The organism is Cellulomonas dongxiuzhuiae, assembly GCF_018623035.1.
Taxonomy (GTDB): domain Bacteria; phylum Actinomycetota; class Actinomycetes; order Actinomycetales; family Cellulomonadaceae; genus Cellulomonas; species Cellulomonas dongxiuzhuiae.
In genome coordinates this window covers 3605875-3629971 of record NZ_CP076023.1, presented here as the reverse complement: position 1 = coordinate 3629971, position 24097 = coordinate 3605875, and the positions used below count along the sequence as shown (strand labels likewise).

General features: G+C 75.4%; 24 protein-coding genes and 1 pseudogene. 12 read left to right on the top strand and 13 right to left on the bottom strand.

Features of this window, described 5'->3' with window-relative positions; genetic code table 11:
• Positions 1-118 precede the first annotated feature (118 nt).
• Genes KKR89_RS16410 through KKR89_RS16395 form a run of 4 tightly spaced genes read right to left on the bottom strand, consistent with a single transcriptional unit; the run spans position 119 to position 4170 of the window.
• Positions 119-793 carry a response regulator gene (locus tag KKR89_RS16410; RefSeq protein WP_214765566.1) on the bottom strand — a complete coding sequence of 225 codons (675 nt, stop codon included), beginning with the start codon at positions 791-793 and terminating at the stop codon, positions 119-121.
• Positions 790-2337: a sensor histidine kinase gene (locus KKR89_RS16405; RefSeq protein ID WP_214765563.1), complete on the bottom strand. Its 1548-nt coding sequence runs from the start codon at positions 2335-2337 to the stop codon at positions 790-792. Before KKR89_RS16405 ends, KKR89_RS16410 begins: the two co-directional genes overlap by 4 nt.
• 28 nt (positions 2338-2365) lie before the next feature.
• Complete coding sequence (locus KKR89_RS16400) at positions 2366-3223, bottom strand: ABC transporter permease subunit (RefSeq protein WP_214765560.1); 858 nt, start codon at positions 3221-3223, stop codon at positions 2366-2368.
• Positions 3220-4170, bottom strand: a complete 951-nt coding sequence (locus KKR89_RS16395) for an ABC transporter ATP-binding protein (RefSeq protein WP_214765557.1) — start codon at positions 4168-4170, stop codon at positions 3220-3222. The genes KKR89_RS16400 and KKR89_RS16395 overlap by 4 nt, the downstream gene beginning before the upstream one ends.
• Positions 4171-4592: 422 nt before the next feature.
• Here KKR89_RS16395 and KKR89_RS16390 point away from each other — a divergent pair, with 422 nt between their 5' ends.
• Positions 4593-5501 (top strand): hypothetical protein, encoded by a 909-nt coding sequence (locus tag KKR89_RS16390; RefSeq protein WP_214765554.1) that lies wholly within the window; start codon positions 4593-4595, stop codon positions 5499-5501.
• 102 nt (positions 5502-5603) lie between these two features.
• A complete protein-coding gene (locus tag KKR89_RS16385) occupies positions 5604-5807 on the top strand; it encodes a hypothetical protein (protein ID WP_208287387.1) in 204 nt (67 codons plus the stop codon).
• Between the two features lie 83 nt (positions 5808-5890).
• Here the strand turns inward: KKR89_RS16385 and KKR89_RS16380 are convergent, their stop codons facing one another.
• Together KKR89_RS16380 and KKR89_RS16375 are read right to left on the bottom strand one after the other, a co-directional pair.
• Entirely contained in the window at positions 5891-6658 is a 768-nt protein-coding gene (locus tag KKR89_RS16380) for an ABC transporter permease (RefSeq protein ID WP_214765551.1), read from the bottom strand.
• Positions 6655-7614 (bottom strand): ABC transporter ATP-binding protein, encoded by a 960-nt coding sequence (locus tag KKR89_RS16375; RefSeq protein ID WP_214765548.1) that lies wholly within the window; start codon positions 7612-7614, stop codon positions 6655-6657. The genes KKR89_RS16380 and KKR89_RS16375 overlap by 4 nt, the downstream gene beginning before the upstream one ends.
• Positions 7615-7711: 97 nt before the next feature.
• Here KKR89_RS16375 and KKR89_RS16370 point away from each other — a divergent pair, with 97 nt between their 5' ends.
• Both KKR89_RS16370 and KKR89_RS16365 read left to right on the top strand, forming a co-directional pair.
• Entirely contained in the window at positions 7712-8515 is an 804-nt protein-coding gene (locus KKR89_RS16370) for a TetR/AcrR family transcriptional regulator (RefSeq protein ID WP_214765545.1), read from the top strand.
• Between the two features lie 109 nt (positions 8516-8624).
• Positions 8625-8792 carry a hypothetical protein gene (locus KKR89_RS16365; RefSeq protein ID WP_208287391.1) on the top strand — a complete coding sequence of 56 codons (168 nt, stop codon included), beginning with the start codon at positions 8625-8627 and terminating at the stop codon, positions 8790-8792.
• 46 nt (positions 8793-8838) lie between these two features.
• On the opposite strand, the gene KKR89_RS16360 is transcribed toward KKR89_RS16365, so the two are convergent.
• Complete coding sequence (locus KKR89_RS16360) at positions 8839-9270, bottom strand: NUDIX domain-containing protein (protein WP_214765543.1); 432 nt, start codon at positions 9268-9270, stop codon at positions 8839-8841.
• A gap of 208 nt (positions 9271-9478) precedes the next feature.
• On the opposite strand from KKR89_RS16360, the gene KKR89_RS16355 reads away from it, so the two are divergent.
• The gene (locus tag KKR89_RS16355) at positions 9479-10969 is read left to right on the top strand and encodes an MFS transporter (RefSeq protein WP_251140928.1); all 1491 of its coding nucleotides are present in this window, start codon (positions 9479-9481) and stop codon (positions 10967-10969) included.
• Positions 10970-11109: 140 nt separating this feature from the next.
• On the opposite strand, the gene KKR89_RS16350 is transcribed toward KKR89_RS16355, so the two are convergent.
• Complete coding sequence (locus tag KKR89_RS16350) at positions 11110-11295, bottom strand: antitoxin (protein ID WP_214765541.1); 186 nt, start codon at positions 11293-11295, stop codon at positions 11110-11112.
• 138 nt (positions 11296-11433) lie between these two features.
• On the opposite strand from KKR89_RS16350, the pseudogene KKR89_RS18645 reads away from it, so the two are divergent.
• Positions 11434-11550: pseudogene (locus KKR89_RS18645) on the top strand (DUF2510 domain-containing protein); the annotation flags it as partial.
• Positions 11551-11604: 54 nt separating this feature from the next.
• The gene (locus tag KKR89_RS16340; RefSeq protein WP_214765804.1) at positions 11605-12360 is read left to right on the top strand and encodes an RDD family protein; all 756 of its coding nucleotides are present in this window, start codon (positions 11605-11607) and stop codon (positions 12358-12360) included.
• Positions 12361-12405: 45 nt separating this feature from the next.
• Here the strand turns inward: KKR89_RS16340 and KKR89_RS16335 are convergent, their stop codons facing one another.
• Both KKR89_RS16335 and KKR89_RS16330 read right to left on the bottom strand, forming a co-directional pair.
• Entirely contained in the window at positions 12406-12822 is a 417-nt protein-coding gene (locus KKR89_RS16335) for a hypothetical protein (protein WP_214765539.1), read from the bottom strand.
• A 68-nt stretch (positions 12823-12890) separates the two neighbouring features.
• A complete protein-coding gene (locus KKR89_RS16330; protein WP_214765536.1) occupies positions 12891-16541 on the bottom strand; it encodes a TM0106 family RecB-like putative nuclease in 3651 nt (1216 codons plus the stop codon).
• Between the two features lie 139 nt (positions 16542-16680).
• Here KKR89_RS16330 and KKR89_RS16325 point away from each other — a divergent pair, with 139 nt between their 5' ends.
• The 3 genes from KKR89_RS16325 (at position 16681) to KKR89_RS16315 (ending at position 18736) form a co-directional block, all read left to right on the top strand.
• The gene (locus tag KKR89_RS16325; protein WP_208287397.1) at positions 16681-17097 is read left to right on the top strand and encodes a CBS domain-containing protein; all 417 of its coding nucleotides are present in this window, start codon (positions 16681-16683) and stop codon (positions 17095-17097) included.
• Positions 17098-17186: 89 nt separating this feature from the next.
• Entirely contained in the window at positions 17187-18077 is an 891-nt protein-coding gene (locus KKR89_RS16320; protein ID WP_208287398.1) for an SDR family oxidoreductase, read from the top strand.
• On the top strand, positions 18077-18736 hold the full coding sequence (locus KKR89_RS16315; protein WP_214765533.1) for an NAD(P)H-binding protein: 660 nt from the start codon (positions 18077-18079) through the stop codon (positions 18734-18736). Before KKR89_RS16320 ends, KKR89_RS16315 begins: the two co-directional genes overlap by 1 nt.
• A gap of 57 nt (positions 18737-18793) precedes the next feature.
• On the opposite strand, the gene KKR89_RS16310 is transcribed toward KKR89_RS16315, so the two are convergent.
• The 3 genes from KKR89_RS16310 to KKR89_RS18490 are packed head-to-tail and all read right to left on the bottom strand — an operon-like array spanning position 18794 to position 20379.
• Positions 18794-19567 (bottom strand): uracil-DNA glycosylase, encoded by a 774-nt coding sequence (locus KKR89_RS16310; protein ID WP_372440640.1) that lies wholly within the window; start codon positions 19565-19567, stop codon positions 18794-18796.
• Positions 19568-19580: 13 nt separating this feature from the next.
• Positions 19581-20198 (bottom strand): L-threonylcarbamoyladenylate synthase, encoded by a 618-nt coding sequence (locus tag KKR89_RS16305; RefSeq protein ID WP_191783764.1) that lies wholly within the window; start codon positions 20196-20198, stop codon positions 19581-19583.
• Positions 20199-20250: 52 nt separating this feature from the next.
• The gene (locus KKR89_RS18490) at positions 20251-20379 is read right to left on the bottom strand and encodes a hypothetical protein (RefSeq protein WP_255540142.1); all 129 of its coding nucleotides are present in this window, start codon (positions 20377-20379) and stop codon (positions 20251-20253) included.
• A 285-nt stretch (positions 20380-20664) separates the two neighbouring features.
• On the opposite strand from KKR89_RS18490, the gene KKR89_RS16300 reads away from it, so the two are divergent.
• Both KKR89_RS16300 and KKR89_RS16295 read left to right on the top strand, forming a co-directional pair.
• On the top strand, positions 20665-21471 hold the full coding sequence (locus KKR89_RS16300) for an ABC transporter ATP-binding protein (protein WP_406565533.1): 807 nt from the start codon (positions 20665-20667) through the stop codon (positions 21469-21471).
• Positions 21471-24047 carry an ABC transporter permease gene (locus KKR89_RS16295; protein ID WP_214765527.1) on the top strand — a complete coding sequence of 859 codons (2577 nt, stop codon included), beginning with the start codon at positions 21471-21473 and terminating at the stop codon, positions 24045-24047. The genes KKR89_RS16300 and KKR89_RS16295 overlap by 1 nt, the downstream gene beginning before the upstream one ends.
• Positions 24048-24097: the final 50 nt, after the last annotated feature.

Sequence of the window (24097 nt, the reverse complement as noted above, 5' to 3'; positions counted from 1 at the left end):
TCGGCAGGTCGGACGGTCGTGTTGAGGTGGGCGCGACGCGCCGGGGATCTCGCTCGTCCGACAGATCCTCCCTCACTCGCCTGCGAGACGCGTGCCGGGGACGGCGGGCGGACGCCCCTCACCCGCCCGCGCGGACCAGACCCGTCTCGTACGCGACCACGACCGCCTGCACGCGGTCGCGCACCCCCAGCTTGGCCAGGATGCGTCCGACGTGCGTCTTCACGGTCGCCTCGGACAGGAACAGCCGCCCCGCGATCTCGGCGTTGGACAGGCCCTCGGCGACCTCGCGCAGCACCTCGAGCTCACGCGGCGTGAGGTGGGCGAGGCGGGGGTGCGGGCCGTCGGACGTCGCGACGTCGGCGCCCGCGGGCAGGTGGTCCGCGAACAGCTCGAGCATGCGGCGCGTGATGCGCGCGGACACGACGGCCTCGCCCGACGCCACGGTGCGCACGGCCGTCGCGAGCTCGGCCGGGGCGGCGTCCTTGAGCAGGAACCCGCTGGCCCCGGCGCGCAGCGCCGCGAACGCGTACTCGTCGAGGTCGAACGTCGTGAGCACCAGGACGCGCGTGTCGGGGTGCGTCTCGACGATGCGGGCGGTCGCGTCGATGCCGTTGACGCCGGGCATGCGCACGTCCATGAGCACGACGTCGGGGTGCAGCGCCGCGACCTGCTCGACCGCGGCCTGCCCGTCCTGCGCCTCACCGACGACCTCGAGGTCGTCGGTGCTGTCGATCAGCAGCCGGAAACCCATGCGGATGAGCGCCTGGTCATCGACCAGCAGGACGCGGATCATGCTTCTCCCTCGTTCGTGGCAGGTGCGGTGGTCACGGTCACCGCCGTGTCGTCGGACGGTGCGTCACCGACCTGCGGTGCACCGGGCGCCCCGCCGGGCTGCGGCAGGAGGGCGCGCACGCGCCACCCGCCCCGGTACGGACCGGCCTCGAGCGTGCCGCCGAACGCCGCGACGCGTCCGGTCATGCCGGCGACACCGCGTCCCGACCCGGAGGTGCGTGCGACGGGGTCGGCGCCGTGACCGGGGCCGCGGTCGGCGACGACGACCTCGACCGCGTCGGCCAGCCGCCGCACGGCGACGTCGACGGACGCCGTGCCGGGCGCATGGCGCAGCGTGTTGGTGAGCGACTCCTGCACGATGCGGAACACCGCGAGCTGCACCGTGGCGTCCAGGCCGTCGAGCCCGGCCGCCGCGAGACCGGCGGTGCGCACGGGCAGGCCGGCGGTGCGGAACCGCTCGACCAGGCGGTCGAGGTCCTCGACGCCGGGCGCCGGCGCCATCGGCACGTCGCCGTCGTCGTCGGTGCCGTGCGGGCCCCCCGCGGCCGTGCCAGGCGTGGTGGGGTCGGGGGAGTGCAGGACCCCGAGGATCCGCCGCACGTCCTCCAACGCGACGCGTCCGGTGTCGACGAGCTCGTCGAGGGCACGACGCGCCTGCTCGGGGGACTTGTCGAGGGCCGCGGCGGCCCCGCCGCCGAGCGCGATCATCACGGTGATGGAGTGGGCGATGACGTCGTGCATCTCGCGGGCGACGCGGGCGCGCTCGTCGGCCTGCGTGACGCGGGCGCGCTGCTCCTCCTCCGCGGCGCGCGCGGCGGTGGCCTTGAGGGCTTCGGCGGCACGCAGGCGCGCGTCCCGCGCGGCGACGCCGAACGCGACCCCGAGCAGCGCGAGCACGACGAACGGCGCCGCGGTGGCCAGCCACGACGGGGGCAGCGCCTCGCCGAGCACGCCGGGCAGGCGCACCCGCACGATGGAGTCGGCCTCGTCGGGTCGGTCTCCCATGGCGAGGCCCCCGACGAGCCCCACGCGCGGCGCGAAGCGCGCGAGGGCGAGCAGGGGGATGGTGACGGCCGCTGCGACGACCCACGTCGTGCGCGGCGACCGCGCGGCGGCGACGGCGTACAGGGCGGCCGCGACCGCCAGCTCGTACCCGTTGCCCGCACCGGCGACCAGGAGCACGAGGGCGGCGAGCGCGCCGATCACCCCCGCGACGAGCACGGGCCGCCGGTGACGGACGAGCAGCAGGGGCACGCCGACGGCCGTCAGGGTGACGGACGAGGCCGCCATCACGAACGACTGGTCCTCCCCGACGTAGTCGCTGAGGAGGTACATCGACTCGGCGCCCACGCCGAACAGCAGGCCCCACAGGACGAACGCCGTGACCAGGCCCGTCGTGGCCAGCACCCGCAGCCAGGCGGGGGCGGGGCCGCCGCGCAGGCCCGAGAGCAGCTCCGCGGCCCGGCCGGCCGCCGACGTGTCCGGTACGGGCCCGCGGCGGGCGGGCGTCTCGGCCCGTCCGCCGCGGTGCAGGGTGTCGGTCACCTGCGCATCCTCCCAGTCGCTCGGAGGTTCAGGCGTCCCGGCGCCGCAGCAGCACGGCGGCGACGACGAGCGTGACGGCGACCCACGCGAGCAGCACGCCGAACCCGGCCCACGGCCCGAGCGTCGTGGACTGCGAGCCGGAGATGAAGGATCCGACGGTGTCCGACGTGACCAGCCGGGACCCTGCCGCGGTGGGCAGGTACATGGCGAGCTCCTGCAGCGGCTTGAACGGGATGTACGAGAACGCGGGCTCGATGATGAACACGAGGCTGAACATCGCCGTGATGCCGCCGGCGGTGCTGCGGATGGCCGCGCCGATCCCGAACGCGAGGGCCGTCATGGCGGCGAGGTACAGCGGGACGCCCAGCAGGAGCCGCGCGTGCTCCGGGTCGGTGATGTCGATGCTCTTGCCGACCTCGTCGAACCAGACCGCGGACGTCGCCCAGCCCAGGAGGGTGCCGACCGTCCCGGTGACGAGCACGACACCGACGACCACGGCGAGCTTGGCCCACAGCGCCGGCAGCCGCGTGGGGGCGGCGGTGAGCGTGGCGCGGATCTGCCCGCTGCGGTACTCCCCGGTGATGACGACGACGGCGAGCCCGCACAGCACGAACTGCGCGATGACGACGCCGGACGTGGCGTACACGGGCATGACGAGGAAGCGCTCGGGCATGTGGTCGGCGATGCTCGCCATGTCTGCGGTCCGGATCGCCGCGAGCAGCACGAAGAGCGCGAGCGTCGATGCCAGCGCCCACCACGTCGAGCGCAGGGACCGGATCTTGACCCACTCGGCGGCGACGAGGCGGCCGAAGGTCACGGGCTGCACGACGGTCCGGGGACGCGTGCCGGCGGCGGGCAGGGACGTGGAGGGGAGGGCGGCGGTCATCGGTGGGCTCCTGCGACGGGACGGGTGGTGGCGTCGGCGGCGGCGGTCGAGCGGTACTCGACCGAGTCGCCGGTGAGCTGCAGGTACGCGTCCTCCAGCGAGACCTGCAGGAGCGTCAGCTCGTGCAGCGGGACGCCGGCGGCGGCCGCGACCTGCGCGACGTGCTCGGTGGTGCTGCCGGTGACCTCGAGGACGTCGGACTCGGTGGACGCGAGCTCGACGCCGGGCTCGCGGGCGAGCAGCGCGGCGAGGCGGCGGGCGTCAGGGGTGCGCACGCGCACGGCCGGGGCACCGGCGAGCGCGATGACGTCCGCGACGGGGGCGTCGGCGACGACCCTGCCGCGCCCGATGACGATCAGGTGGTCGGCCGTCAGCGCCATCTCCGACATGAGGTGCGAGGACAGGAAGACGGTGCGGCCCTCGGCGGCCAGGCCGCGCAGCAGGGTGCGGACCCACAGGACACCCTCGGGATCCAGGCCGTTGACGGGCTCGTCGAGGATCAGCGTGTGCGGGTCGCCCAGCAGGGCCACGGCGACGCCGAGCCGCTGGCCCATGCCGAGGGAGAACTTCCCCGCACGCTTGCGGGCGGCGGGCCCCAGGCCCGTCAGCTCGATGACCTCCTCGACGCGCCGCCGGCCGACGCCGTGGGTGGCGGCCTGGGCCACCAGGTGCTCGCGGGCGGAGCGTCCGGGGTGCACGGCCTTGGCCTCGAGCAGCACGCCGACCTCGCCCAGCGGCGCGCGGTGCTGCGCGTACGGCTTGCCGTTGACGGTGACGCTGCCCGCGGTGGGGCGGTCGAGTCCCACGATCATGCGCATGGTCGTGGACTTGCCGGCGCCGTTGGGGCCCAGGAAGCCCGTGACCCTGCCCGGCTGGACCGTGAAGTCCATGTGGTCGACGACCGTCTTGTCGCCGTACCTCTTGGTCAGACCGATGGCCTCGATCATGCGTCCTCCTCGTTCGGGTGTGGTTCGAACGTACGGAGAGCGCTGCGCCACGGGGACGCCCGCAGGGCGCATCTGTGTGGGCCGGTGGCATACGCCGCAGGGATGACCCCGGTCAGCCGCCGGGGTGTGACATGCCCCGCAGCACCCACGTCTCATGTCGCAGCGTCGGGCAGCCGATGGACCGATGACTTTGATTCGTCCGACGATGCGTAGGAGAGAAGACGACTATGAGCACGAGCGAACCCGGGATGGTGGCACCGCCCCCGTCCGACCCCCCCGGTCCGGCCGGCCCACCGGCGGTCGCCGTGCCCGTCGCCCCGGGTGTCGCGGCGCAGTCCCCGTACGGCATGGCGCCGGGCGCTCCCGGAGATGGGCTCGCGGGAGCCGCTGCCGGTGCTCCCGCCTCGGGTGGCAAGGGTCTGGTGATCGCTGCCTTCGTCGTCGCGATCGTGGCGCTGATGCTCAGCTGGGTTCCGATCATCAACAACGGCGCGGCATTCCTCGCCCTCGTCGCCCTCGTGCTCGGGATCGTGGGCCTCGTGAATGCGGCACGCAAGGGACGTCCCGGCAAGGGCATGGCTGTCGCCGCGGTCGTGATCTCGGTCGTCTCCCTGGTCGTCGTCGTCACCACGCAGATTGCGTACGGCCGGGTCCTCGACGAGTTCGTCGAGGAGCTCGACAGCGCATCGACATCACAGCTCGAGGGCGCTGCGTCCGCGGACGCGACCGCGGACGCAGCTGCCGACGAGGACGAGTCGGCCGCGTCGGCCGTCAGAGAGCTCGCCGTGGTCGAGAGCGCCTTCGGGCAGAACACGTACGATCCGACCACGTGGTGGTACGTCGTCATCGTCGAGAACCCGAACGCCGAGCACGTGTTCCCGCTGGCGGGGCTCGACGTTGAGGCGATCGGCGCGGACGGGACGATCCTGGACTCGGGATCCACCTACGTAGACGTCCTCCCCGGGCGGGTCGCGCTGACCGGGAGCTTCATGTCGGTCGGCACGGGTGTCATCGACCACCTGGACCTCCGTGGACCTGACGTGACCGACGCGTTGCACAAGCCCGGGGCGGGCTCGTTCACCGTCACAGACGTCGCTGCCGCGACCGACGAGTGGTCGACCACGGTCGGCGGCAACCTCTCGGGGTCGTTCGTGGACGAGCAGAGTCTTGTCAAGGTAGTGGTCGTCGCGCGCAACGCGCAGGGCCAGATCATCGATGCCGACTTCTCGTTCGTCGATCGCCTGCCTCCCGGCGTCCAGGCCCGGTTCGAGGTCAACTTCATGACCGCGCTCCCGGCCGACACCACGTACGAGGTGTACCCGGCACTCTGACGAGCGAGGTCCCTCGGCGCCGATCGGCAGGTGGCAGCGGTCCGCGAGCGGACGGCAGTGTCGCGTGTCACGATCGAGGCCCCGACGACAGGGAGGTCACCGATGTCCGTCCCCGACGACACCGCCACCCCGACGCCCGACGACACCACCGCCGAGACGCCGGACGCGTTCCCCGACCCCGTCACCGCGACGGCCCCCGAGGCCGACCCGGCGCCGGACGAGGACCCGGCGGGAGCCGACCAGCCCGCCGACGAGGGCACGATCCTGCCGATCCCCGGCAACCGGGCGAGCAGCGGCTTCGCCTGACGAGCACAGCACGACGGTGGCGCCCGCGTGGGGCGCCACCGTCGGCGTGCGTCGGGCGTGCGTCGGGCGTGCGTCCGGTGTCGTCAGGCGCGGCGGCGCAGCGCGACCGCCGCACCCGCGAGCGCGACGACGGCCCACGTCACGAGCACGACGAGCGAGCGCGCGGGCATCGCGAACGTCTCCTGCGCGAGACCGGCGCGCACCAGCTGGGCCATCGGCTCGATGGGGAGCCACTCGTGCGCCGTCTGCAGCCACGCGGGCATGCGCTCGGCCGGGTAGGACACGGGCGAGAACAGCAGCACGATGAAGACGAGCGCCTGCGTGAGCAGCATCGCGAGCTGCGGCGGCAGGACCGTGGCCATCGCGTACCCGACGGCCGCGGCGGTCAGCGAGACCAGCAGCGTCGCGGGCAGGAACCAGGGCGCGATCGACAGGTCGACGTCGAAGCGCAGCACCCCCGCGAGGACGCCGAGCGCCATGCCGGGCAGGGCGATGAGCGTCCACACCAGCAGGTCGGAGAGCAGGAACGCGACGCGCGGCACGGGCAGCGTGCGCATCCAGTCGAGGGAGCCCTCGATGCGCGCCTGCCCGACCATCTGCGGCACCATCACCAGGCCGACGGTGATGAGCGTGATGGTCGGCGCGCCCGTGGCCAGGAACAGCGCGGTGACGGGGTCCGGGTCCCCGACGAGCAGCCCGTAGCCGACGACGGTGGCGACGGCCATGAACACCTGGACCACGACCATGAGCGGCAGGTACTGCGACTGCCGGCGCAGCTGCCACTGCGCGAGCAGCAGGGTCTGCCGCAGGCCGTCGGTGCGCGTCGGCGCGGTGGCGGTGAGCGTGGTCATGCGGCCGGTGCCTCCTCGGTGACGTCGGCAGGCTCGCCGACGAGCTGCACGTACACGTCCTCGAGCGACGCGGGGGTCAGCGCGTAGCGCTCGAGCCGCCCGGCCTCGACCTCGTCCTGCGCCCAGCGCACGACGTCGGCCGCCGCGTCGGACGGGACGGTCGCGGTCGCGCGCAGGTGGCCGGGCGCGGCGTCGCGGGCCGCGGGGTGCCAGCGCACGGGCACGCCGGGCACGGTGTCGACCTCCAGGGTGAGGGAGCCGCGCAGGCGCGCGGTGAGGCCGGCGGGGGAGTCGGCGGCGCGGACGACGCCGCGGTCGAGGACCGCGAGGTGGTCGACGACGCGCTCGGCCTCGCGGACGTTGTGCGTGACGAGCAGGACGCCGTGCCCGGCGTCGGCCAGCCCGCGGATCTGCTGCCAGAGCAGCCGTCGCCGCACGGGGTCGACGTCGTTGGTGGGCTCGTCGAGCACGACCAGCCGCCCGGGGACGACCGTGGTCATCGCGAACGCGGTGAGCCGGGCGACGCCGCCGGACACCTTCTCGGCCGGGGTGTCGGCCCACGCGCCGAGGTCGAGGGCGTCGAGCAGGTCCGTCGCGCGGCGGCGCACGTCGGCGGGCGCGGCGCCCCGGATGCGGCCGACGAGCTCGATGGCGCGCCGCGGCGTCAGGCCGCTGATCGGCACGTTGGCCTGCGCCTGGATCGACACCAGGCGGCGCGCGTGCTCGGGGTGGGCCACCGCGTCGACGCCCGTGACGGTGATGCTGCCCTCGTCGGGCCGCACGAGGCCGACGACCTGGTGCACGAGCGTCGTCTTGCCCGCGCCGTTGTGGCCGAGCAGCCCGACCACCTGACCCGCGGCGACGTCGAGGTCGATCCCGTCGTTCGCCTGCACACCACGCCGCCCGCGGTACCGCTTGCGCAGCCCGCGGACCGTGAGCACGTCCTGACCGGTCATCTCGTCCTCCTCAGATACCGTTCGGTACGTACATGACAGTACGCAGAGATACCTTTCGGTATCAACCCTTGGGTATGCGCGGGCGTATCGTGAGCCCATGGCCGACGACCGTGACCGCCTCAGCGCCGCCAGCCGTGCCCTCGCCGACGCGGCCGCCGAGCTCACGCGCGCCCTCGGTGCGCAGGCCGAACGTGCCATCCCCGACGCCGGCGAGGCCGTCGCGCAGGGCCTGCGCGAGGCGGCCCGTGAGCTCGCGGACGTCACCGCGTTCCTCACGGACGAGACGCGCACGAAGGACGAGCGCCGCCGCCGCAAGGTCGACCGCACGCGCGCCGACCTGCTCGACGCGGCCGCGCGGGTGTTCGCGGCCCGCGGCTTCGAGGGCGCGTCCGTCGACGACGTCGCCGCCGACGCCGGGTACACCAAGGGCGCCGTCTACGCGCACTTCGGGTCCAAGCGCGAGCTCTTCCTCGCGGTCGCGCGCGCCCGCCTCGCTGAGGCCGGGGACCCGTCGCAGCACACGGTGCCCGGGGTGGGCCCCGCCGGCGTCGACGTCGATACCCTCGCCGACGCCCTCGCGCTGTCCACCGGCGACCCGCAGCTGCTGCTCGCCGTCGAGGTGCTCGCGTACGCGCTGCGCCACCCCGAGGACGCCGACGAGCTCGCCGGCTTCTACGCCCGCGCCTTCGACGCGCTCGTCGAGCACGTCGCCGACCTGCGCCGCGCCCGCGACGCGCGCGAGGGCCGCGCGTCGGCGCCCGGCACCACGCAGGACGACCGCGACACGACGCTCGGCGTCGTCGCGCTTCTCAACGTCGCGCCGCTGGGTGCCCTGCTGCTGGGGTCCGACCACATCACCGCCGCGGCGGGCGCGCGGGTGATCGCGCGCCTGCTGGGCTGACCCCCCCGGGCACGGCCGCTGGTCGAGGCCCGCGTGCGCCGCTCGTCCAGCGCGCGAGGGCGGGGCCCCCGTGCCACGATCGAGCTCACCGATCACAGGGAGGCCACCGATGTCCGTCCCCGACGACACCGTCACCCCGACCCCCGACGAGGTCCCGGACCCCGTCGAGGCGACGGAACCCCAGGCCGAGCCGGCGCCCGGCGAGAACGAGGCAGGTCAGACCGAGCGCGAACCGGTCGTCAAGACCTTCACCGCCCGACGCGACGGCATCGCCTGAGTCGCGCCCGGCACGGCCTGAGGGGACCCGCCGCGTGCGGGTCCCCTCAGTGTGTCCCGAGGCCGTCGACGAGCCGTGACAGACCCTCCGGGTAGAGCGGGACGGCGTCCTCGGACGACGAGCGCCAGACACCGGTGACGTGCGGCTGGTCGCGACACGGGCGGCGGTCCGGCGCGTCATCGGCCGCGTCCGCCAGCGTGACCTCGAAGACGAGGGCGATCTCGTGGCCGGCCCGGCCCGCGAACGTGAAGTGGTTCTCCAGCACGCCGAGCCGCTGCCCGACGACGACCGCGAGGCCGTACTCCTCGTCGAGCTCACGCACGAGCGCGTCCGCCGCCCGCTCACCGAACTCGACGCCCCCGCCCGCGGGCCGGTGGAAGAGGAGGCCTGTGAGCGGGTCGACGGTCTCGTCGACGAAGAGCGCGCCGGTGTCCGGGTGGCGGATGACGGCGAGCGCGATCACGCGGATGCTGGGCACGGCCCGACGGTACGTCGGTGACGGACGGACGGACGGCAGGGACCTGTGGCGGCGGTCCGGCGCGGCGTGCGCGCCGGGCGGCGGGTGCGGGGCGTCATGCCCTGGCGGGACGGGCCGCGGTGGGCGACGATGCGCAGCGGTGCGACGACGACGCCGCCCGGCACCCGCGGTCGCCCTCGACCGTCCCCAGCGGCACCCAGGAGAGCCCGTGACCCGATCGGACGTCCCCCGCGACCCGGACGCGCCCACCGCGGCGGACCCCGCCCGGCAGGCAGTCGACCCCGCGCAACGCCTCGACGGTCTTCCCGTCACGCGCCGCCACGTGCGGCTGCTCATGGGGTCCGGCGTCGGGTGGACGTTCGACGCCATGGACGTCGGGCTCATCTCGTTCGTCATCGCGCAGCTCGCGGTCGTGTGGGGCACCGACGCGACCACGCTCGGGTGGGTCGCGTCGGCGGGGTTCGTCGGCATGGCGGTCGGCGCGGCGGTCGGCGGGCTGCTCGCCGACCGCATCGGCCGGCGCCAGGTGTTCGCCCTCACGCTGCTGGTCTACGGCGTCGCGACGGGCGCGTCGGCGTTCGCGGGCGGTGTCGCGGTGCTCATGGTGCTGCGGTTCGTCGTCGGCCTCGGGCTCGGCGCCGAGCTGCCCGTCGCGTCGACGCTGGTCAGCGAGTTCGCGCCGCCACGCATCCGCGGCCGGGCCGTCGTGGTGCTCGAGTCGTTCTGGGCCGTGGGCTGGATCCTCGCCGCCGTCATCGGGTACCTCGTGGTGCCGTCGGGCGACGACGGGTGGCGGTGGGCGCTCGCGCTCGGCGCCCTGCCCGCGCTCTACTCCGTCGTCGTGCGCCGCGGGCTGCCGGAGTCCGTGCGCTTCCTCCAGGCGCGCGGCCGGCACGCCGAGGCCGAACGGGTCGTCGCCGACCTCGAGGCGTCACGCGCCGTGGGGCACGGCGGGCTGACCGGCGCGCAGGTGCGCGACGCGGCGCAGAGCCCCGCGGCGCAGGGCCCCGCGGGGCTACCCGCCGCCACGTCCGACCCGGCGGTGACGTCCGCACCGACCGCGTCGAGCACGGCGGCCGAGCGGCTGCCGTCGACCGGCGAGCCGGCGCCGCGGCTGGCCGCGCTCTGGGCACCGGCGCTGCGGCGGCGCACGACGGCCCTGTGGGTCGTGTGGTTCACGGTCAACTTCGCGTACTACGGCGCGTTCATCTGGTTGCCGTCGGTGCTGGCGGCCGACGGGCACACGCTCGTGCGGTCGTTCGCGTACACGCTGATCATCACGCTGGGACAGCTGCCGGGCTACGCCGCGGCCGCGGTGCTCGTCGAGACGTGGGGGCGGCGACGGACGCTCGCGGCGTTCCTCGCCGGGTCGGCGGTCGCGGCCGGGGCCTTCGCGGCGGCCTCGGGCGATGCGCAGATCATCGGCGCGGGGCTGCTGCTGTCGTTCTTCAACCTGGGCGCATGGGGTGCGCTCTACGCGGTCACGCCGGAGCTGTACCCGACCCGGATGCGGACCACCGGCGCGGGCTGGGCCGCGGGCATCGGCCGCACGGCGTCGGTCCTGGCGCCGCTGGCCGTGCCGCAGCTGCGGGAGCTGGGCGGCACCGGCCTGCTGTTCACGGTCTTCGCCGCGGTCTTCGTCGTGGCGGCGCTGGGCGCGCTGGCCCTCCCGGACCACACGGGCGAGTCCCTCACCTGACCCCGCCCACCCACCCCGCGCCCCCACCGCCCGCCCTCACGCCGAGCGCGGTACATCACCGCCGAGCGCGGGTGCGACGAGTACCGCGCTCGACGGCCCGCGCTGCGCGGCTGGCGGCGGCGGGGCGGTCCCCGGGTGGGTCAGGACTTCTTCTGGCGGTCCAGCTGGTCCTTCGCGGCGTCGACGACCTTGTCGATCGTCGCGTCCGTGCCGGTGCCGGTGCGGGCCTTGACCGCCTCGGCCGCCTTGTCGAGGGCGCCCTTGGCCTGCTCCTCGCGGCCGCTGAGCGCACCCTTCGCCTTCTTGACCATGTCGTCGAGACCCATGGGGTTCTCCATCCGTGTCCGGGGCCGTGAGCCGGCCCGCACCCAGTCTGCGCCCGGTCGCGGCGCGCGGCCCGGCGCGCGCAGGTGGGCAGGTCAGCGCAACATCTTGCCGGTCCGGCCTCAGGTTCGCCGGGCAGGATGCCGATGTGCAGGGACGTGACGACTGCAGGCGCGCCCGGACCCGGGTGGTACGACGACGGTGTGACGCGTGACGTCCAACGCTGGTTCGACGGACGGGACTGGACGGACCACACACGCCCGGTGCCGGAGCTGTCGCTGGCACACGCGCCCGCCGCGACCGGGACGGGCGTGACCACTGCCCGTGGCGTGTCCGGCGCTGCCCCCGCGGGGTCCTGGCTGCCCACGACCGCCGAGGCGTGGCTCCCGGGCGACCCGGTGCCCGAGCCCGAGCCGACCGACGGCACGACGCCCGCCTGGGCCGCACCGGCCGCGACGGGCTGGGGCGGCGGCGGGGTGTCGCGCTTCGGGACACCGGCACCTGCGTACGGCGCGCCCGCCGCTCCGGTCGTGCTCGGCGTGCCGCCGGCCGGTGTCGTCGGACCGGCAGCCGGCTGGACACCCGGAGCGCCGGAGGGTGGGTGGCAGCCGTCCGGGGCGCCGGCGCACTGGGGCTGGCGCGTGCTCGCGTCGCTCCTGGACCAGCTCATCGTGGCGACGCCCTACCTCGCGGGTGCCGTCTACGCGCAGACGACCATGAGCACCACGGCGGACATGGACGGGCGACCCGTCCTGCTGCCCACCGCCGAGGGGATGAACGTGTTCGGTGCCGGTGCGCTCGTCATGCTGGTGCTGTGGTTCGTCAACCGCGTCGTGCTGCAGGGACGCGGCGGGCAGTCGTGGGGCAAGCGCATCGTGGGTCTGCGCACGGTGGGCGAGGACACCCAGCGGCCGCTGGGGATGTGGTGGGCGTTCGTCCGCGACGTCGCCAACGTCGTGAACGCCCTCCCGCTGTACCTGGGCTACCTCTGGCCGCTGTGGGACGCCCGCCGCCAGACGTTCTCCGACAAGCTCGCGCACGCGCTGGTCCTGCGCGACGTGCGCTGAGGACCCGCGGCCCGCGCCGAGTGGCGCGGGCCCGCCGCCACGGCGTCAGTCACCGCGCTCGACGTCCCCGATCGTCTCGCCCGGCTCGTCCGTCGCCACGCTGACCTGCTCGACCGCGGTGCCGTCGGGCTGGGCGACCAGGTCTTCCTCGTCGGCCCGGTCGGTCTCGTCGGTCTCGTACGCCTCGTCGGTCTCGTCGGTCTCGTACGCCCGGTCGGTCGCGTCCTGCGCCTCGACCTCCTCGCGCAGCTCCCGGCTGCGGGTCTCGACCTCCGCGCGCTGCTGCGCGATCGCCTCACGGATGCGGTCGGCCTGCGTCGCGAGCTGCGTGCGCACGTGCTCGACGCTCGCGTCGACCGTGGCCCGGGCCTCGGCGTCGATCTGGTCGAACTCCCGCGCGAGCGCCTGCTCCTCGAGGCGCAGCGACGTGCGCACCCGCTCGAAGTCCTCGTCCACACCCATGCGTTCCTCCGCCTCGTCCCGGCCACGCCGTGCGGTGCCGCGTCCTGTGCTGCCCTCTCGCCCTGACGTTACGGCTCCGGGGGCGCTTCCACGACCGAGCGCGTGGTCAGGCCGACGAAGGCGCCCAGCCGCTCGAGCGACTCGGGCCGCGGCGGCAGCGTGCGGGTCAGGTGCGTCGAGCGGACGACGAACGCCGCCCACTGCCCGCGGGACACCGCGACGTTGAGCCGGTTGCGGTCGAGGAGGAAGTCGAGCCCGCGGGGCACCTGCGCCGGGGAGGACGCCGCGGTGGTCACCAGGACGACCGGAGCCTCCTGCCCCTGGAACCGGTCGACGGTCCCGACACGGGTCGCCGTGAAACCGGCCGCGTCGAGCGCGCGGCGGACCGTCCACACCTGCGCGTTGTACGCGGCCACGACCAGCACGTCGGCGGGCGTCAGCGGACGCTCGGGCTCGGCGGCGCGCGGGTCGCGCCACGTCCGCCCCACGAGGTCCGTGACGAGCCGCACGACGACGTCGGCCTCCTCGGTCGACGCGACGGCGTTGCCCTCGTGGTCGACGAGCACGCCGTGCACGCCCGCGGCGACCCCGTCGAGCGACCGCGCGGCGGCGTCGGGCGCGGCCACGAGCCGGCCCTCGTACGCGAGCGTCGAGACCGCCGCGCACAGCTCGGGGTGCATCCGGTAGGTCACCGGCAGGAAGTACCCGAGGTCGGCGGGCAGGGTGTCGTGCCCGTCGGTGAGCCAGCCGAGCGCGCTGCGGTCGACCGGCTCGGGGTGGGTGCCCTGGCTGACCTGCGGCAGCTGCTGCGGGTCGCCCAGCAGCAGCAGGTTGCGGGCCGCGCCGGCGACGGCGAACGTGGTGGCGAGCGCGAACTGCCCGGCCTCGTCGACCACGAGCAGGTCGAGCGGCTGGGCCGGGCGGCGCTTGGTGCTGACGAGGTCCCACGCCGTGCCCCCGAGCACGGCGCCCGTGCCGGGTGCGCCACCGCGACGCGCGGCCCAGAAGGCGCCGAACCCCGCGTCGGGCACCCACGTCCACGGCGCCGCCGGGTCCGCGACCCTCCCGTCCGACGCACCGGGCGCCTTCTTGGCGATCGCCTCGCGGGCGACGCCCGCCGCGGCGACGCCGCGCAGCATGTTCTCGACCACGGCGTGCGACTGCGCGACGACCCCGACGCGCCACCCGCGGGCCACGAGCGCGGCGATCACTCGCGCGCCCGTGAACGTCTTGCCCGTCCCGGGCGGCCCCTGGACGGCGAGGTAGGAGTCGTCGAGGTCGAGCACCGCACGCGTGAGGACGTCGACCAGGTCACCGTCGGCCGACGGCAGCGGCAAGCCGGACCGGGTGCGCGGCGGGGTGCGGCGCGCCAGGTCGAGGACCGCGGCGCGCGGCAGCCGGACGTCCCCGGTCCCCGCATCGAGCGACGTCGCGGTGTCGAGCACCTGCTGCGCGAGCCCGCGGATCGCGTCGCGCAGCGGCCCGGTGCCGAGCGGCCCGGCGGGTGCGAGCGCCATCGGCAGCTCCGCGAAGGCGTCCGACCCGCGCGGCCGCGTCTCCTCGACGAGCAGCACGTCGTGGGGCCGCGGCCCGTCCACCTCGGCGGCGACGTCGAGGACCGTCATGCGCTCGCACCAGCCGCGCGGCCCGTCCACGGACGTCTTGACGCACTCGGGCAGCGGCGGCTCGTACAGCCCGACGGCCTGCGCCCCCGCGCGCAGGTCGCTGCCGGGCTCGAGGCGACCCGTCATGCGCAGCACGCGCCGCTCGACCTTCTTGCCCGGCGGCAGGTGCCAGTCCGTCACGACCTCGACGGATCCCGGGCGGTCGACCAGCAGGACGTTGCGCCGCTCGGTCCAGTCCGACGGGTGGGCCGAGAGCCGGTCGAAGTGGCCCCACCAGTAGGGCTTGTCCTCGCGCTGGTGGTAGCGCAGCGCCGCACCGACCAGCGCGACCGCCTGCCGTGCGGGGCTGCGCACGACGCCCTCGCCCGGACCGGGGCCCGCGATCGCGAGCAGGTCGTCCTCGAGCGGGTCGGGCGCGCCGAGCTCGGCCGCCCGGGCCGCGGCCTGGGGGTCCAGCACGACGGCACGCGAGGGCGCGACCCCCGCCTCGGAGAGGCGGGCGAGCAGCCAGTCGCGCAGGCCCAGCGTCGAGTCGCAGTCGTAGTGGTTGTAGACCTCGATGGCCTTGATGCGCTCGTTCCAGTCGTCGAGGCGTCCCGCGTCGCGGGCCGCGACGGCCTCGGCGTACTCGACGATGGAGTCCGCCGCGTTCGTCACGCCGTCCCCGCGGCCCGTGGCCATGTAGAGCGGCTCGAGCTTCTTGAGCGAGTACGACCGCTGCCCGGTGCGCACGCCGGCCTTCACCGCGGCGTACAGGTCGACCAGCAGACCCTCGCGCAGCAGCGCGTCGACCTGCGCCTCGCCCTCGCCGTGACGCCCCGCGAGCCGTCGCAGCGTCGACTTCTCGTAGGCCGCGTAGTGGTACACGTGCATGCCGGGGAACCGCTCGCGGCGCGCGGCGAGGTAGGCGAGGAACTCCCGCAGCGCGACCCGCTCGGCCGCGCGGTCGTGCGCCCAGAACGCGACGAACGGCGCCTCGACGCCCGGCTCCGGCGGGTTCTCGACGACGCCGAAGAGGTACTCCAGACCCCACGCGTCCGGCTCTCCCGCCATCGCGGCGTCGTACCACAGGGGGTCGCCCTCGAAGTCGAAGAAGATGTCCCCGGGGTCGGCCGGCGGCAGCAGCTCCGCGATCCGCTCGGGGTGGGTCACGGCCCACGGGACGTCGATCGGGTGCGCGGGGTCGGCGTTGCGGGCCTCCTGCTCGACCTGCAGCCGGGCCTGCAGCCGCGCCTTCTCGACGACCGCGGGGCTCAGCCCCTCGACCTCGAGGCCGTCAGGTGCGGCCGCGAGCGCGTCGATCGTCGTGATCCCGGCGGCGACCAGCGCCGCCCGCTGCCGCTCGTACACGCCCGCCACGAGCGTGACGTCGCGCCGCGCCTCGAGCTCGGCCGTGCACGACGAGCACCGGCCGCACGCCGCCCACCGCGGGTCGCCCCAGGCCACGGGCGCGTCCTGCGCGCGGTGCGTGTCGAGCATCTCCTGCAGCCGGACGCGCCGCTCCCGGTAGACGGGCACCAGGTCCGCGACCGCGTGCCGCGTGACCGCGCCGTCACCGAGGACCAGCTCGACGTGGCGCGCCACGGGCAGCCCGGCCCGCGCGAGCTGGTCGGCGTACGCCGCGACCTGCAGCAGCGCCGTCGGCTGGGCGTTGCGTGCCAGCTTGGCGTCCCGCACCGACCACGCGCCGTCGTCGTCGCGGACCACGAAGTCGGCCCGTCCGACGAAGCGTCCGTCGAAGAACGCGGCCTGGTGCACGACGTCCGCGGACGCGAGCCGGTCCAGGGTCGCGGCGTGCGCGGCCTCGAGGTGCGCGCGCGAGCCGGGGTCGCGCGTCGCGGGCACCTGCGCGAGGCCCCCGCGCCCGCCCGGCCGCCACACGCCGTACCGCGCGACCATCCCGCGCAGCACACGCTGCTCGTGCTCGTCGCCCAGGTGCGACACGCGGGCCAGCACCACGTCGGCGTCGGGCTGCACCTCCGGGCCCCGGCCGAGGCGTGCGTCGAGCGCGCGCAGCACCGCGTGCTCGCACTGCGCCGCGGACGTCAGGTCGCTCGCGGAGTACGTCAGGGTGCCGTCGTCGAGCAGGATCACACCGGCAGGCTACGGGTGCCCACCGACATGCTCCCGAGATGCGCCCCGGCCCGTCGTGAACGACCGTTGACGCCGGGCGGCGTCCCCCGCCGCCCGCGGGCGCACCACGCCCGCACGTCCCAGCACGAGGAGGGCACCCATGCCCCGCACGGTCTCCGAGCTCATGACGCCCCACCCCACGGTCGTCGAGGTCACCGACACGCTGCGCGCCGTCGCGCAGACGATGGCCACGCAGGACATCGGCTCGCTCGTCGTCGCCGAGAACGGCACGGTCGTCGGCATCGTCACCGACCGCGACCTGGTGGTCCGCGGCCTGGCCCAGGGCATCGGCCTGGACGCGCCGGTCGGCCAGCTGGCCACCGAGGACGTCGTGACCGTCGCGCCCGACGACGACGTCGCCGACGTCGTCCGCATCATGCGGGAGCAGGCCGTGCGACGCGTCCCCGTCGTCGAGGGCGGCCTGGCCGTCGGCGTGCTCACCATCGGCGACCTCGCCGCCGAGCTCGACCCCACGTCGGCGCTCGCGGAGATCTCCGAGGCGCCCGCGCAGGACTGAGCCGGACGCCCCGAGAGGCCCGTCCGCCGCGCCGCGCCGGGCGGGCCTCTCGGGATGCCGGTCCGCCGTCGTGCCGCCACCATGGAGCGATGGCAGACCAGACGACACCCCAGGACCCCACGACGCAGCAGCCCGACCCCGGCTCCCACGGCGCCGAGCAGATCGCACACCCCGGGCTGACCGACGACATGCAGCAGGAGCCCGACCACGGCGAGGAGTCGTACCGCGGCTCGGGACGCCTCGAGGGGCGGCGCGCGCTCATCACGGGCGGCGACTCCGGGATCGGCCGGGCCGTGGCCATCGCGTTCGCGCGCGAGGGCGCCGACGTCGCCATCTCCTACCTGCCGGAGGAGGAGGACGACGCGCGCGTCACGCTCTCGTGGATCGAGAAGGCGGGCCGCCGCGGCCTCCTGCTGCCCGGCGACATCCGGGACGAGGAGCACGCGCGCTCGCTGCCCGGCAAGGCCGTCGAGGCGTTCGGCGGTCTCGACGTCCTCGTCAACAACGCCGCCTACCAGATGGCGCAGACCGGCGGGCTCGCCGACATCACCACCGAGCAGCTCGACCGCGTCCTGAAGACCAACGTCTACGCGATGTTCTGGATCACGCAGGCCGCCCTGCCGCACCTGGGCAAGGGCGCGTCGATCGTCAACACGTCGTCGATCCAGGCGTTCGACCCGAGCCCGCCGCTGCTCGACTACGCGTCGACCAAGGCCGCGATCTACAACTTCACCATGGGCCTCGCGCAGCAGCTCGCGGAGGACGGGATCCGCGTCAACGCGGTGTGCCCCGGCCCCATCTGGACGCCCCTGATCCCCGCGACCATGGACCCCGAGAAGGTCGACGACTTCGGTGCGGACACGCCGCTGGGCCGCGCGGGGCAGCCGGCCGAGCTCGCGCCGGCCTACGTCTTCCTCGCGTCGCAGGAGTCGTCGTACGTCACCGGTGACCGCATCCTCGTCACCGGCGGCCGTTCCTGATGCGCGTCGTCGTCGTGGGCGGCCACGGCAAGGTCGCGCGGCTGCTCACGCCGCTGCTGGTCGCCCGCGGTGACGAGGTGGTGCCGCTGGTCCGCCGCCAGGAGCACGCCGACGAGCTCGCGGCGCTCGGCGCGCAGCCCGCGCTGCTGGACATCGAGGAGTCCGACGCCGACGACTTCGCGGCCGTCATGGCGGGCGCCGACGCCGTGGTGTTCGCCGCCGGCGCCGGCGCCGACGGGAACGCCGGGCGCAAGCGCAGCGTGGACCTCGAGGGGTCGCTCAAGTCGCAGGAGGGCGCGCGCCGGGCGGGCGTCCGACGCTTCGTCCAGGTGTCGGCGATCGGGGTCGACGAGCCCATCACGGACGACATGGCGGCCGTGTGGGCGGCGTACGTCGTCGCCAAGCGGGACGCGGACGAGGCGCTGCGGGACACCGACCTGCGGTGGACGATCCTGCGGCCCGGTGGCCTGACCGACGGCGAGGGCACGGGACGCGTCACGCTCGGCGAGCAGGTCGAGCGCGGCGAGATCCCGCGCGCCGACGTCGCGGCGGTCATCGCCGCCGTGCTGCTCGACGACGCGACGGCCGGTCACCAGTGGGAGCTGGTCGGGGGCGACACCCCCGTCGCCGAAGCGCTGGCGGCGGCCGTCGGCACCTGAGCGCGCGACGACCGCGGGTCGTCCCTCGGGGGGCGACCCGCCTCGCGGGCTGAGCCGTCAGCGCACGACGTCCCGGGCGCGGCGCAGGACCGCGTCGAGCATCGCGGGCGTGAGCCGTCCCGTGAAGGTGTTCTGCTGGCTCACGTGGTAGCACCCGAGCAGGGTGAGCTCGCGCGCCTGCGTGGTGTGCCGCAGCGTGACCTCGGCGCCGTGCCCGAACGCCGGGCGGGGGCGCGGCACCGCCCAGCCCTGCTCGGCCAGCGTCGTCAGCAGCGCCTGCCACCCGAACCCGCCGAGCACGACTGCGACGCGCGGTGCCACCAGCTCGATCTCCCGGGCCAGCCACGGTCCGCAGGTGCGGCGCTCGGCGGGCGTCGGCGCGTTGGCCGGGGGAGCGCACCGCACGGGCGCCGTGACGCGCACGTCGTGCAGCGTCAGGCCGTCGTCCGCGGACGTCGACGTGGGCTGCGACGCCATGCCCACGCGGTGCATCGCGGCGAACAGGAAGTCGCCCGACCGGTCACCCGTGAACATCCGCCCCGTTCGGTTCGCGCCGTGCGCGGCCGGCGCCAGGCCCACGACGACGACGCGCGCGTCCGGGTCGCCGAACCCCGGGACCGGGCGCGCCCAGTACGTCTGCCCGCGGTACCGCGCGGGCGGGTCGGCCGCGCTGGCCTCGCGCCACGCGACCAGGCGCGGGCACGCGCGGCACGTCGTGCAGGCGGCGGCGAGCGCGTCCAGGTCGGGCGCCGCGGCCGCCGCGCGCACCACGTCCGCGGGCGAGGCGGGCACGTCCGTGGGGGACGTCCCACCGGCCGGGCCCGGGCTCACGGCGCGGCCCTCGTCAGAACCGCGACGGGTCGCCCGCGCCCTCGCGGACGACCTCGGGGGCGCCGGACGTCCAGTCGACGACCGTCGTGGGCTCGTTGCCGCGGTCGCCCGCGTCCACGACCGCGTCGAGCACGTCGTCCAGCTCCTCCTTGATCTGCCAGCCCTCGGTCATGGGCCAGTCGTGCCCCGGCATGAGCAGGGAGGACGACAGCAGCGGCTCGCCCAGCTCGCGCAGGATCGCGAGGGCCACCGGGTCGTCGGGGATGCGCACGCCCACCGAGCGCTTCTTGGCGTGCGCGAGTCGGCGCGGGACCTCGGGCGTGGCCGGCAGGATGAACGTGTACGGCCCGGGCGTCGCGGACTTGATGGCCCGGAACGCGCTGTTGTCGAGGTGCACGAGCTGCCCGAGCTGGGCGAAGTCGCAGCAGACCAGCGTGAAGTGGTGCCGGTCGTCCAGGTGCCGGATGCGGCGGATGCGGTCGGCGCCGTCGTGGTTGTCGATGCGCGTGCCCAGCGCGTACATCGAGTCGGTGGGGTAGGCGATCACGGCGTCGTCACGCAGCATCGCGACGACCTGGGCGATCGCCCGCGGCTGCGGGTCCGTGGGGTGGACGTCGAAGTACCGGGCCATCCGCCCAGCGTAGGAGTCCGCGCGGCGACGTGCGCGCGCCGTCCGGCGTGGGTCAGGGGGCGGCCTCGACGAGCCGTCCGGCGAGCTGCGTGAGCAGCGCGGGCTGGGCGGCGAGCGCCAGCGCGGTCCCGAGCCCGACGGCCCCGGCCACGGCACCGACGCGGCGCAGTGCTGCGAGCATGGGTCCGACCTCCTGCGTCCGGCGGTCCTGGCGACCGCGTCGGGTGCCAGCCTCGTCGCCGCGGGCCGTCGGCACATCGGGGCCGGCCCCCCGTTCGACCCTCAGGCTGCCCCCCACCGCGGGGGCGGCCCGCCCCCGCCACGACGGTGGGTCACCCCCCGTGACCTGCTGCTCCGCGCTCGGGGACAACCCTGAGCGGGGGCGGGCGGAGATCAGGGTGGATGCCGGGCGCCTCCCGGGTGTCGGCAGCGCGGTCAGGAGGGGACCATCGATCATGTGACCCTCATCGACAGCACCCGCTCCGCCGGGCCCATCGCCACGGCGCGCGGCCTCGTGCGCACCTACGGGTCCGGACCCACGGCCGTCCACGCCCTCGCGGGCGTCGACCTCGACGTCGAGCGCGGGCGGCTCACCGCGACCATGGGTCCGTCGGGGTCGGGCAAGTCGACGCTCATGCACTGCCTGGCAGGGCTCGACCGCCCGACCGCGGGCACGGTCGTGGTCGACGGCGAGGAGGTGTCCGCGATGTCGGAGCGGCAGCTGACCCGGCTGCGGCGCGACCGCATCGGGTTCGTCTTCCAGGCGTTCAACCTGGTCCCGACGCTCACCGCGCTCGAGAACATCACCCTGCCGTTCGACATCGCCCGCCGGCCGGTCGACCGCTCGCACCTCGACGCCGTCGTGCAGGCCGTCGGCCTCGCCGACCGCCTGCACCACAAGCCGGGCGAGCTGTCCGGCGGGCAGCAGCAGCGCGTCGCCTGCGCCCGCGCCCTCGTCACGCGCCCGGCCGTGGTGTTCGCCGACGAGCCGACGGGCAACCTCGACTCCGCGTCCGCGCACGAGGTGCTGTCGTTCCTGCGGCACAGCGTCGACGAGCTCGGGCAGTCCGTCGTCATGGTGACGCACGACCCGACCGCCGCGTCGTACGCCGACCGCGTCCTGTTCCTCGCGGACGGCCGCATCGTCGACGAGCTGCGGGACCCCACGTCCGACGCCGTCCTCGAGCGGCTCGGCGTCCTGACGCGCCGCGCGCAGGCCGCCGCCGGCGCTCCTGCCGGGGTTCCCGGCACCGCGCCCGCCGAGGTCCGCTGATGCTGCGGGTGACGCTGCGCAGCGTGCGCGCGCACGCCGTGCGCTTCGCGCTGTCCGTGCTGGCCGTCACGCTCGGGGTCGCGTTCGTCGCCGGCACGTTCGCGCTGCGGACCATGCTGTCCGACACGTTCCACGGCATCGTCGACGCCCAGGCGCCCGCGAACGCCTACGTGCAGGGCGACACCACGCTCCCGGGCGGCGACACCGGTGGCGGGCTGACGCTGGGCGGGCAGCGCACGCCGGTGCCGCTCGCGCTCGCGGACGAGGTCGCGGCGGTCGAGGGCGTGGACGTCGCGCTGCCGGAGCTCGCCGGCTCGATCGTCCTGGTCGGTGCCGACGGCACCGCCGTGCAGTCCACCCAGGCGCCGTCGTTCGGCGTCGCGTTCGACGAGCGCGACCCCGGGCTGGACCTGGTCGCCGGGACCGCGCCGCGGGCCGCCGACGAGGTGGCCCTCGAGTCCGCGACGCTCGAGTCGTCCGGGCTGGCCCTGGGCGACCGGACGAAGGTCGTGGTGTCCGGCGAGGTGCGCGACGTGACCGTGGTCGGCGAGGTGGACGCGGGCGGTCCGCTCGCGGGCGCGACGCTCGTCTACCTGCCCGTCGACGTGGCCACGGCCGCGTTCGCCCCCGAGGCGACCGTCCCCCGCGTCGCGGTGTACGCCGCGGACGGCGCGGACGAGCAGACGCTCGTCGACCGCGTCACGGCCGCGCTGGACGACGCGGGCACCACCGGGGCGCAGGCCGTCACGGGCCAGTCCCTGCGCGACGAGCTGCGCGGCGACATCGACCGGACCCTCGGGTTCGTCACGTCGTTCCTGCTGATCTTCGCGGTGGTCTCGTTGTTCGTCGGCGGGTTCCTCATCTCCAACACGTTCGCGATGGCGGTGCGGCAGCGGGTGCGCGAGTTCGCGCTGCTGCGCGCCGTCGGGGCGTCGCCCGCGCAGGTGTTCGGCGTCGTCGTCGGGCAGGCCGCGGTCGTCGGTCTCGTCGGGTCCGCGCTGGGCGTGGTCGGCGGGCTCGGGCTCGTGAGCGTGCTGCGCGTCGTGTTCGAGGCGATGGGCATGGACCTCGTCGGCGACATCCCGCTGGAGACCACGGGCGTCGTCACGTGCCTCGCGCTGGGCACGGTCGTGTCGGCCGTCGCGGCGGCCGTCCCGGCGCGCCGGGCCGCGCTCGTCGCACCCGTCGAGGCGATGCGCGGCGAGGTCACCGTGCCCGAGCGGTCGCTGCACCTGCGCGGGCTCGGTGGTGCGGCGCTGGTCGCGCTGGGTGCCGCCGGCGTGGTGTTCGCCGCGCTGCGTCCCGACGCCCCGGGTGCCGAGCCCACGCTCGGGGTCGGCGCCGCGGTCGTCCTCGTCGGCGTGCTCGTCGCGTCGCCGTCGCTGGCGCGTGCCGTGCTGCGCGTGCTGGCCGTGCCGTTCGTGCACGCGCTGCCTCCGCTGGGCCGCCTCGCGCAGGGCAACGTCGTGCGCAACCCCCGGCGGACCGCCTCGACGGCCGGGGCGCTGATCATCGGCATGGCGCTCGTGGGTGCCGTGTCCGTCATCGCCGCGACCGGGCAGGCGTCCCTGGTGCGCGTGGTCGAGAGCGCGACGGAGGCGGACCTGGTGCTGCGCTCGGCGACGTCCGCGATCCCCGACGGCGCGGTCGCGGACGTGACCGCGCTGCCGGAGGTGGGCCGCGCCGAGTCGCTGGCCTTCACCTACGGCGGCGCGTCACCGGAGCCCGGCGTGGCGCCGGCCGCCTCGGACGGCGCGTTCGTCCTGGGCCTGCGGCCCGGCGTGCTCGGCGACGCGCTCGTGGTCGAGGTGCTCGACGGCGACGTCGACGACCTCGACGACACCCACGCGGTGATCAACCAGGCCGTGGCGGGGGAGGGCTGGGCGGTCGGTGACGAGGTGACCGTCAGCACGGCCGTGGGCGAGCGCACGCTCGAGGTGGCCGCGGTCGTCGACACGCGCGTCACGACGGGGTCGGTCATCGTGACCAAGGACGTGCTCGACGAGCTCGCGCCGGGCCCCGCGCAGACGAGCGACACCGTGTTCGTCGACGCGGCCCCCGGGGTGGGCGACGACGAGCTGCGCACCGCCGTCACCGCCGCGGTCGCGCCCTACGTCGTGGTGTCGGTGCAGGACCGCGACCAGTTCGTCGACCAGATGGCCGCCCAGGTCGACCAGCTCCTGGTGATCCTGTACGCGCTGCTGGGCCTGTCGCTGGTCATCGCGGTGCTGGGCATCGTCAACACGCTCGCGCTGTCGGTGATCGAGCGCACGCGGGAGATCGGGCTGCTGCGTGCCGTGGGGCTGGGGCGCCTGCAGCTCGCGGGCGTCGTGACGGTCGAGTCCGTCCTGACGGCCGTGTTCGGGACCGTCGTCGGCCTCGCGGTCGGGGTCGGGCTCGCGTCGGTCCTGCCGCGCGTGTACGCCGAGGAGGGCCTGGACCGGCTCGTCGTCCCGTGGGACGGCCTGGCGCTCATGGTCGCGCTCGCGCTCGTCGTGGGCGTGCTGGCGGCGCTGTGGCCCGGCGCCCGCGCCGCACGCCTGCGCGTCCTCGACGCCATCGCCACCCCCGACTGACCCCACCCCCCGCCGGCGCCCCACCCGCCCCTTCCGCCAAGTACCGCGCT

What these genes read in the sequence shown, in the direction of transcription:
- KKR89_RS16400 (WP_214765560.1), bottom strand. Translation starts at nt 3,223, where the DNA reads ATGACCGCCGCCCTCCCCTCCACGTCCCTGCCCGCCGCCGGCACGCGT.
- KKR89_RS16380 (WP_214765551.1), bottom strand. Translation starts at nt 6,658, where the DNA reads ATGACCACGCTCACCGCCACCGCGCCGACGCGCACCGACGGCCTGCGG.
- KKR89_RS16350 (WP_214765541.1), bottom strand. Translation starts at nt 11,295, where the DNA reads ATGGGTCTCGACGACATGGTCAAGAAGGCGAAGGGTGCGCTCAGCGGC.
- KKR89_RS18490 (WP_255540142.1), bottom strand. Translation starts at nt 20,379, where the DNA reads ATGCTCGCAGCACTGCGCCGCGTCGGTGCCGTGGCCGGGGCCGTCGGG.
- KKR89_RS16335 (WP_214765539.1), bottom strand. Translation starts at nt 12,822, where the DNA reads ATGGGTGTGGACGAGGACTTCGAGCGGGTGCGCACGTCGCTGCGCCTC.
- KKR89_RS16320 (WP_208287398.1), top strand. Translation starts at nt 17,187, where the DNA reads ATGGCAGACCAGACGACACCCCAGGACCCCACGACGCAGCAGCCCGAC.
- KKR89_RS16370 (WP_214765545.1), top strand. Translation starts at nt 7,712, where the DNA reads ATGGCCGACGACCGTGACCGCCTCAGCGCCGCCAGCCGTGCCCTCGCC.
- KKR89_RS16305 (WP_191783764.1), bottom strand. Translation starts at nt 20,198, where the DNA reads ATGGCCCGGTACTTCGACGTCCACCCCACGGACCCGCAGCCGCGGGCG.
- KKR89_RS16365 (WP_208287391.1), top strand. Translation starts at nt 8,625, where the DNA reads ATGTCCGTCCCCGACGACACCGTCACCCCGACCCCCGACGAGGTCCCG.
- KKR89_RS16315 (WP_214765533.1), top strand. Translation starts at nt 18,077, where the DNA reads ATGCGCGTCGTCGTCGTGGGCGGCCACGGCAAGGTCGCGCGGCTGCTC.
- KKR89_RS16395 (WP_214765557.1), bottom strand. Translation starts at nt 4,170, where the DNA reads ATGATCGAGGCCATCGGTCTGACCAAGAGGTACGGCGACAAGACGGTC.
- KKR89_RS16325 (WP_208287397.1), top strand. Translation starts at nt 16,681, where the DNA reads ATGCCCCGCACGGTCTCCGAGCTCATGACGCCCCACCCCACGGTCGTC.
- KKR89_RS16385 (WP_208287387.1), top strand. Translation starts at nt 5,604, where the DNA reads ATGTCCGTCCCCGACGACACCGCCACCCCGACGCCCGACGACACCACC.
- KKR89_RS16375 (WP_214765548.1), bottom strand. Translation starts at nt 7,614, where the DNA reads ATGACCGGTCAGGACGTGCTCACGGTCCGCGGGCTGCGCAAGCGGTAC.
- KKR89_RS16410 (WP_214765566.1), bottom strand. Translation starts at nt 793, where the DNA reads ATGATCCGCGTCCTGCTGGTCGATGACCAGGCGCTCATCCGCATGGGT.
- KKR89_RS16295 (WP_214765527.1), top strand. Translation starts at nt 21,471, where the DNA reads ATGCTGCGGGTGACGCTGCGCAGCGTGCGCGCGCACGCCGTGCGCTTC.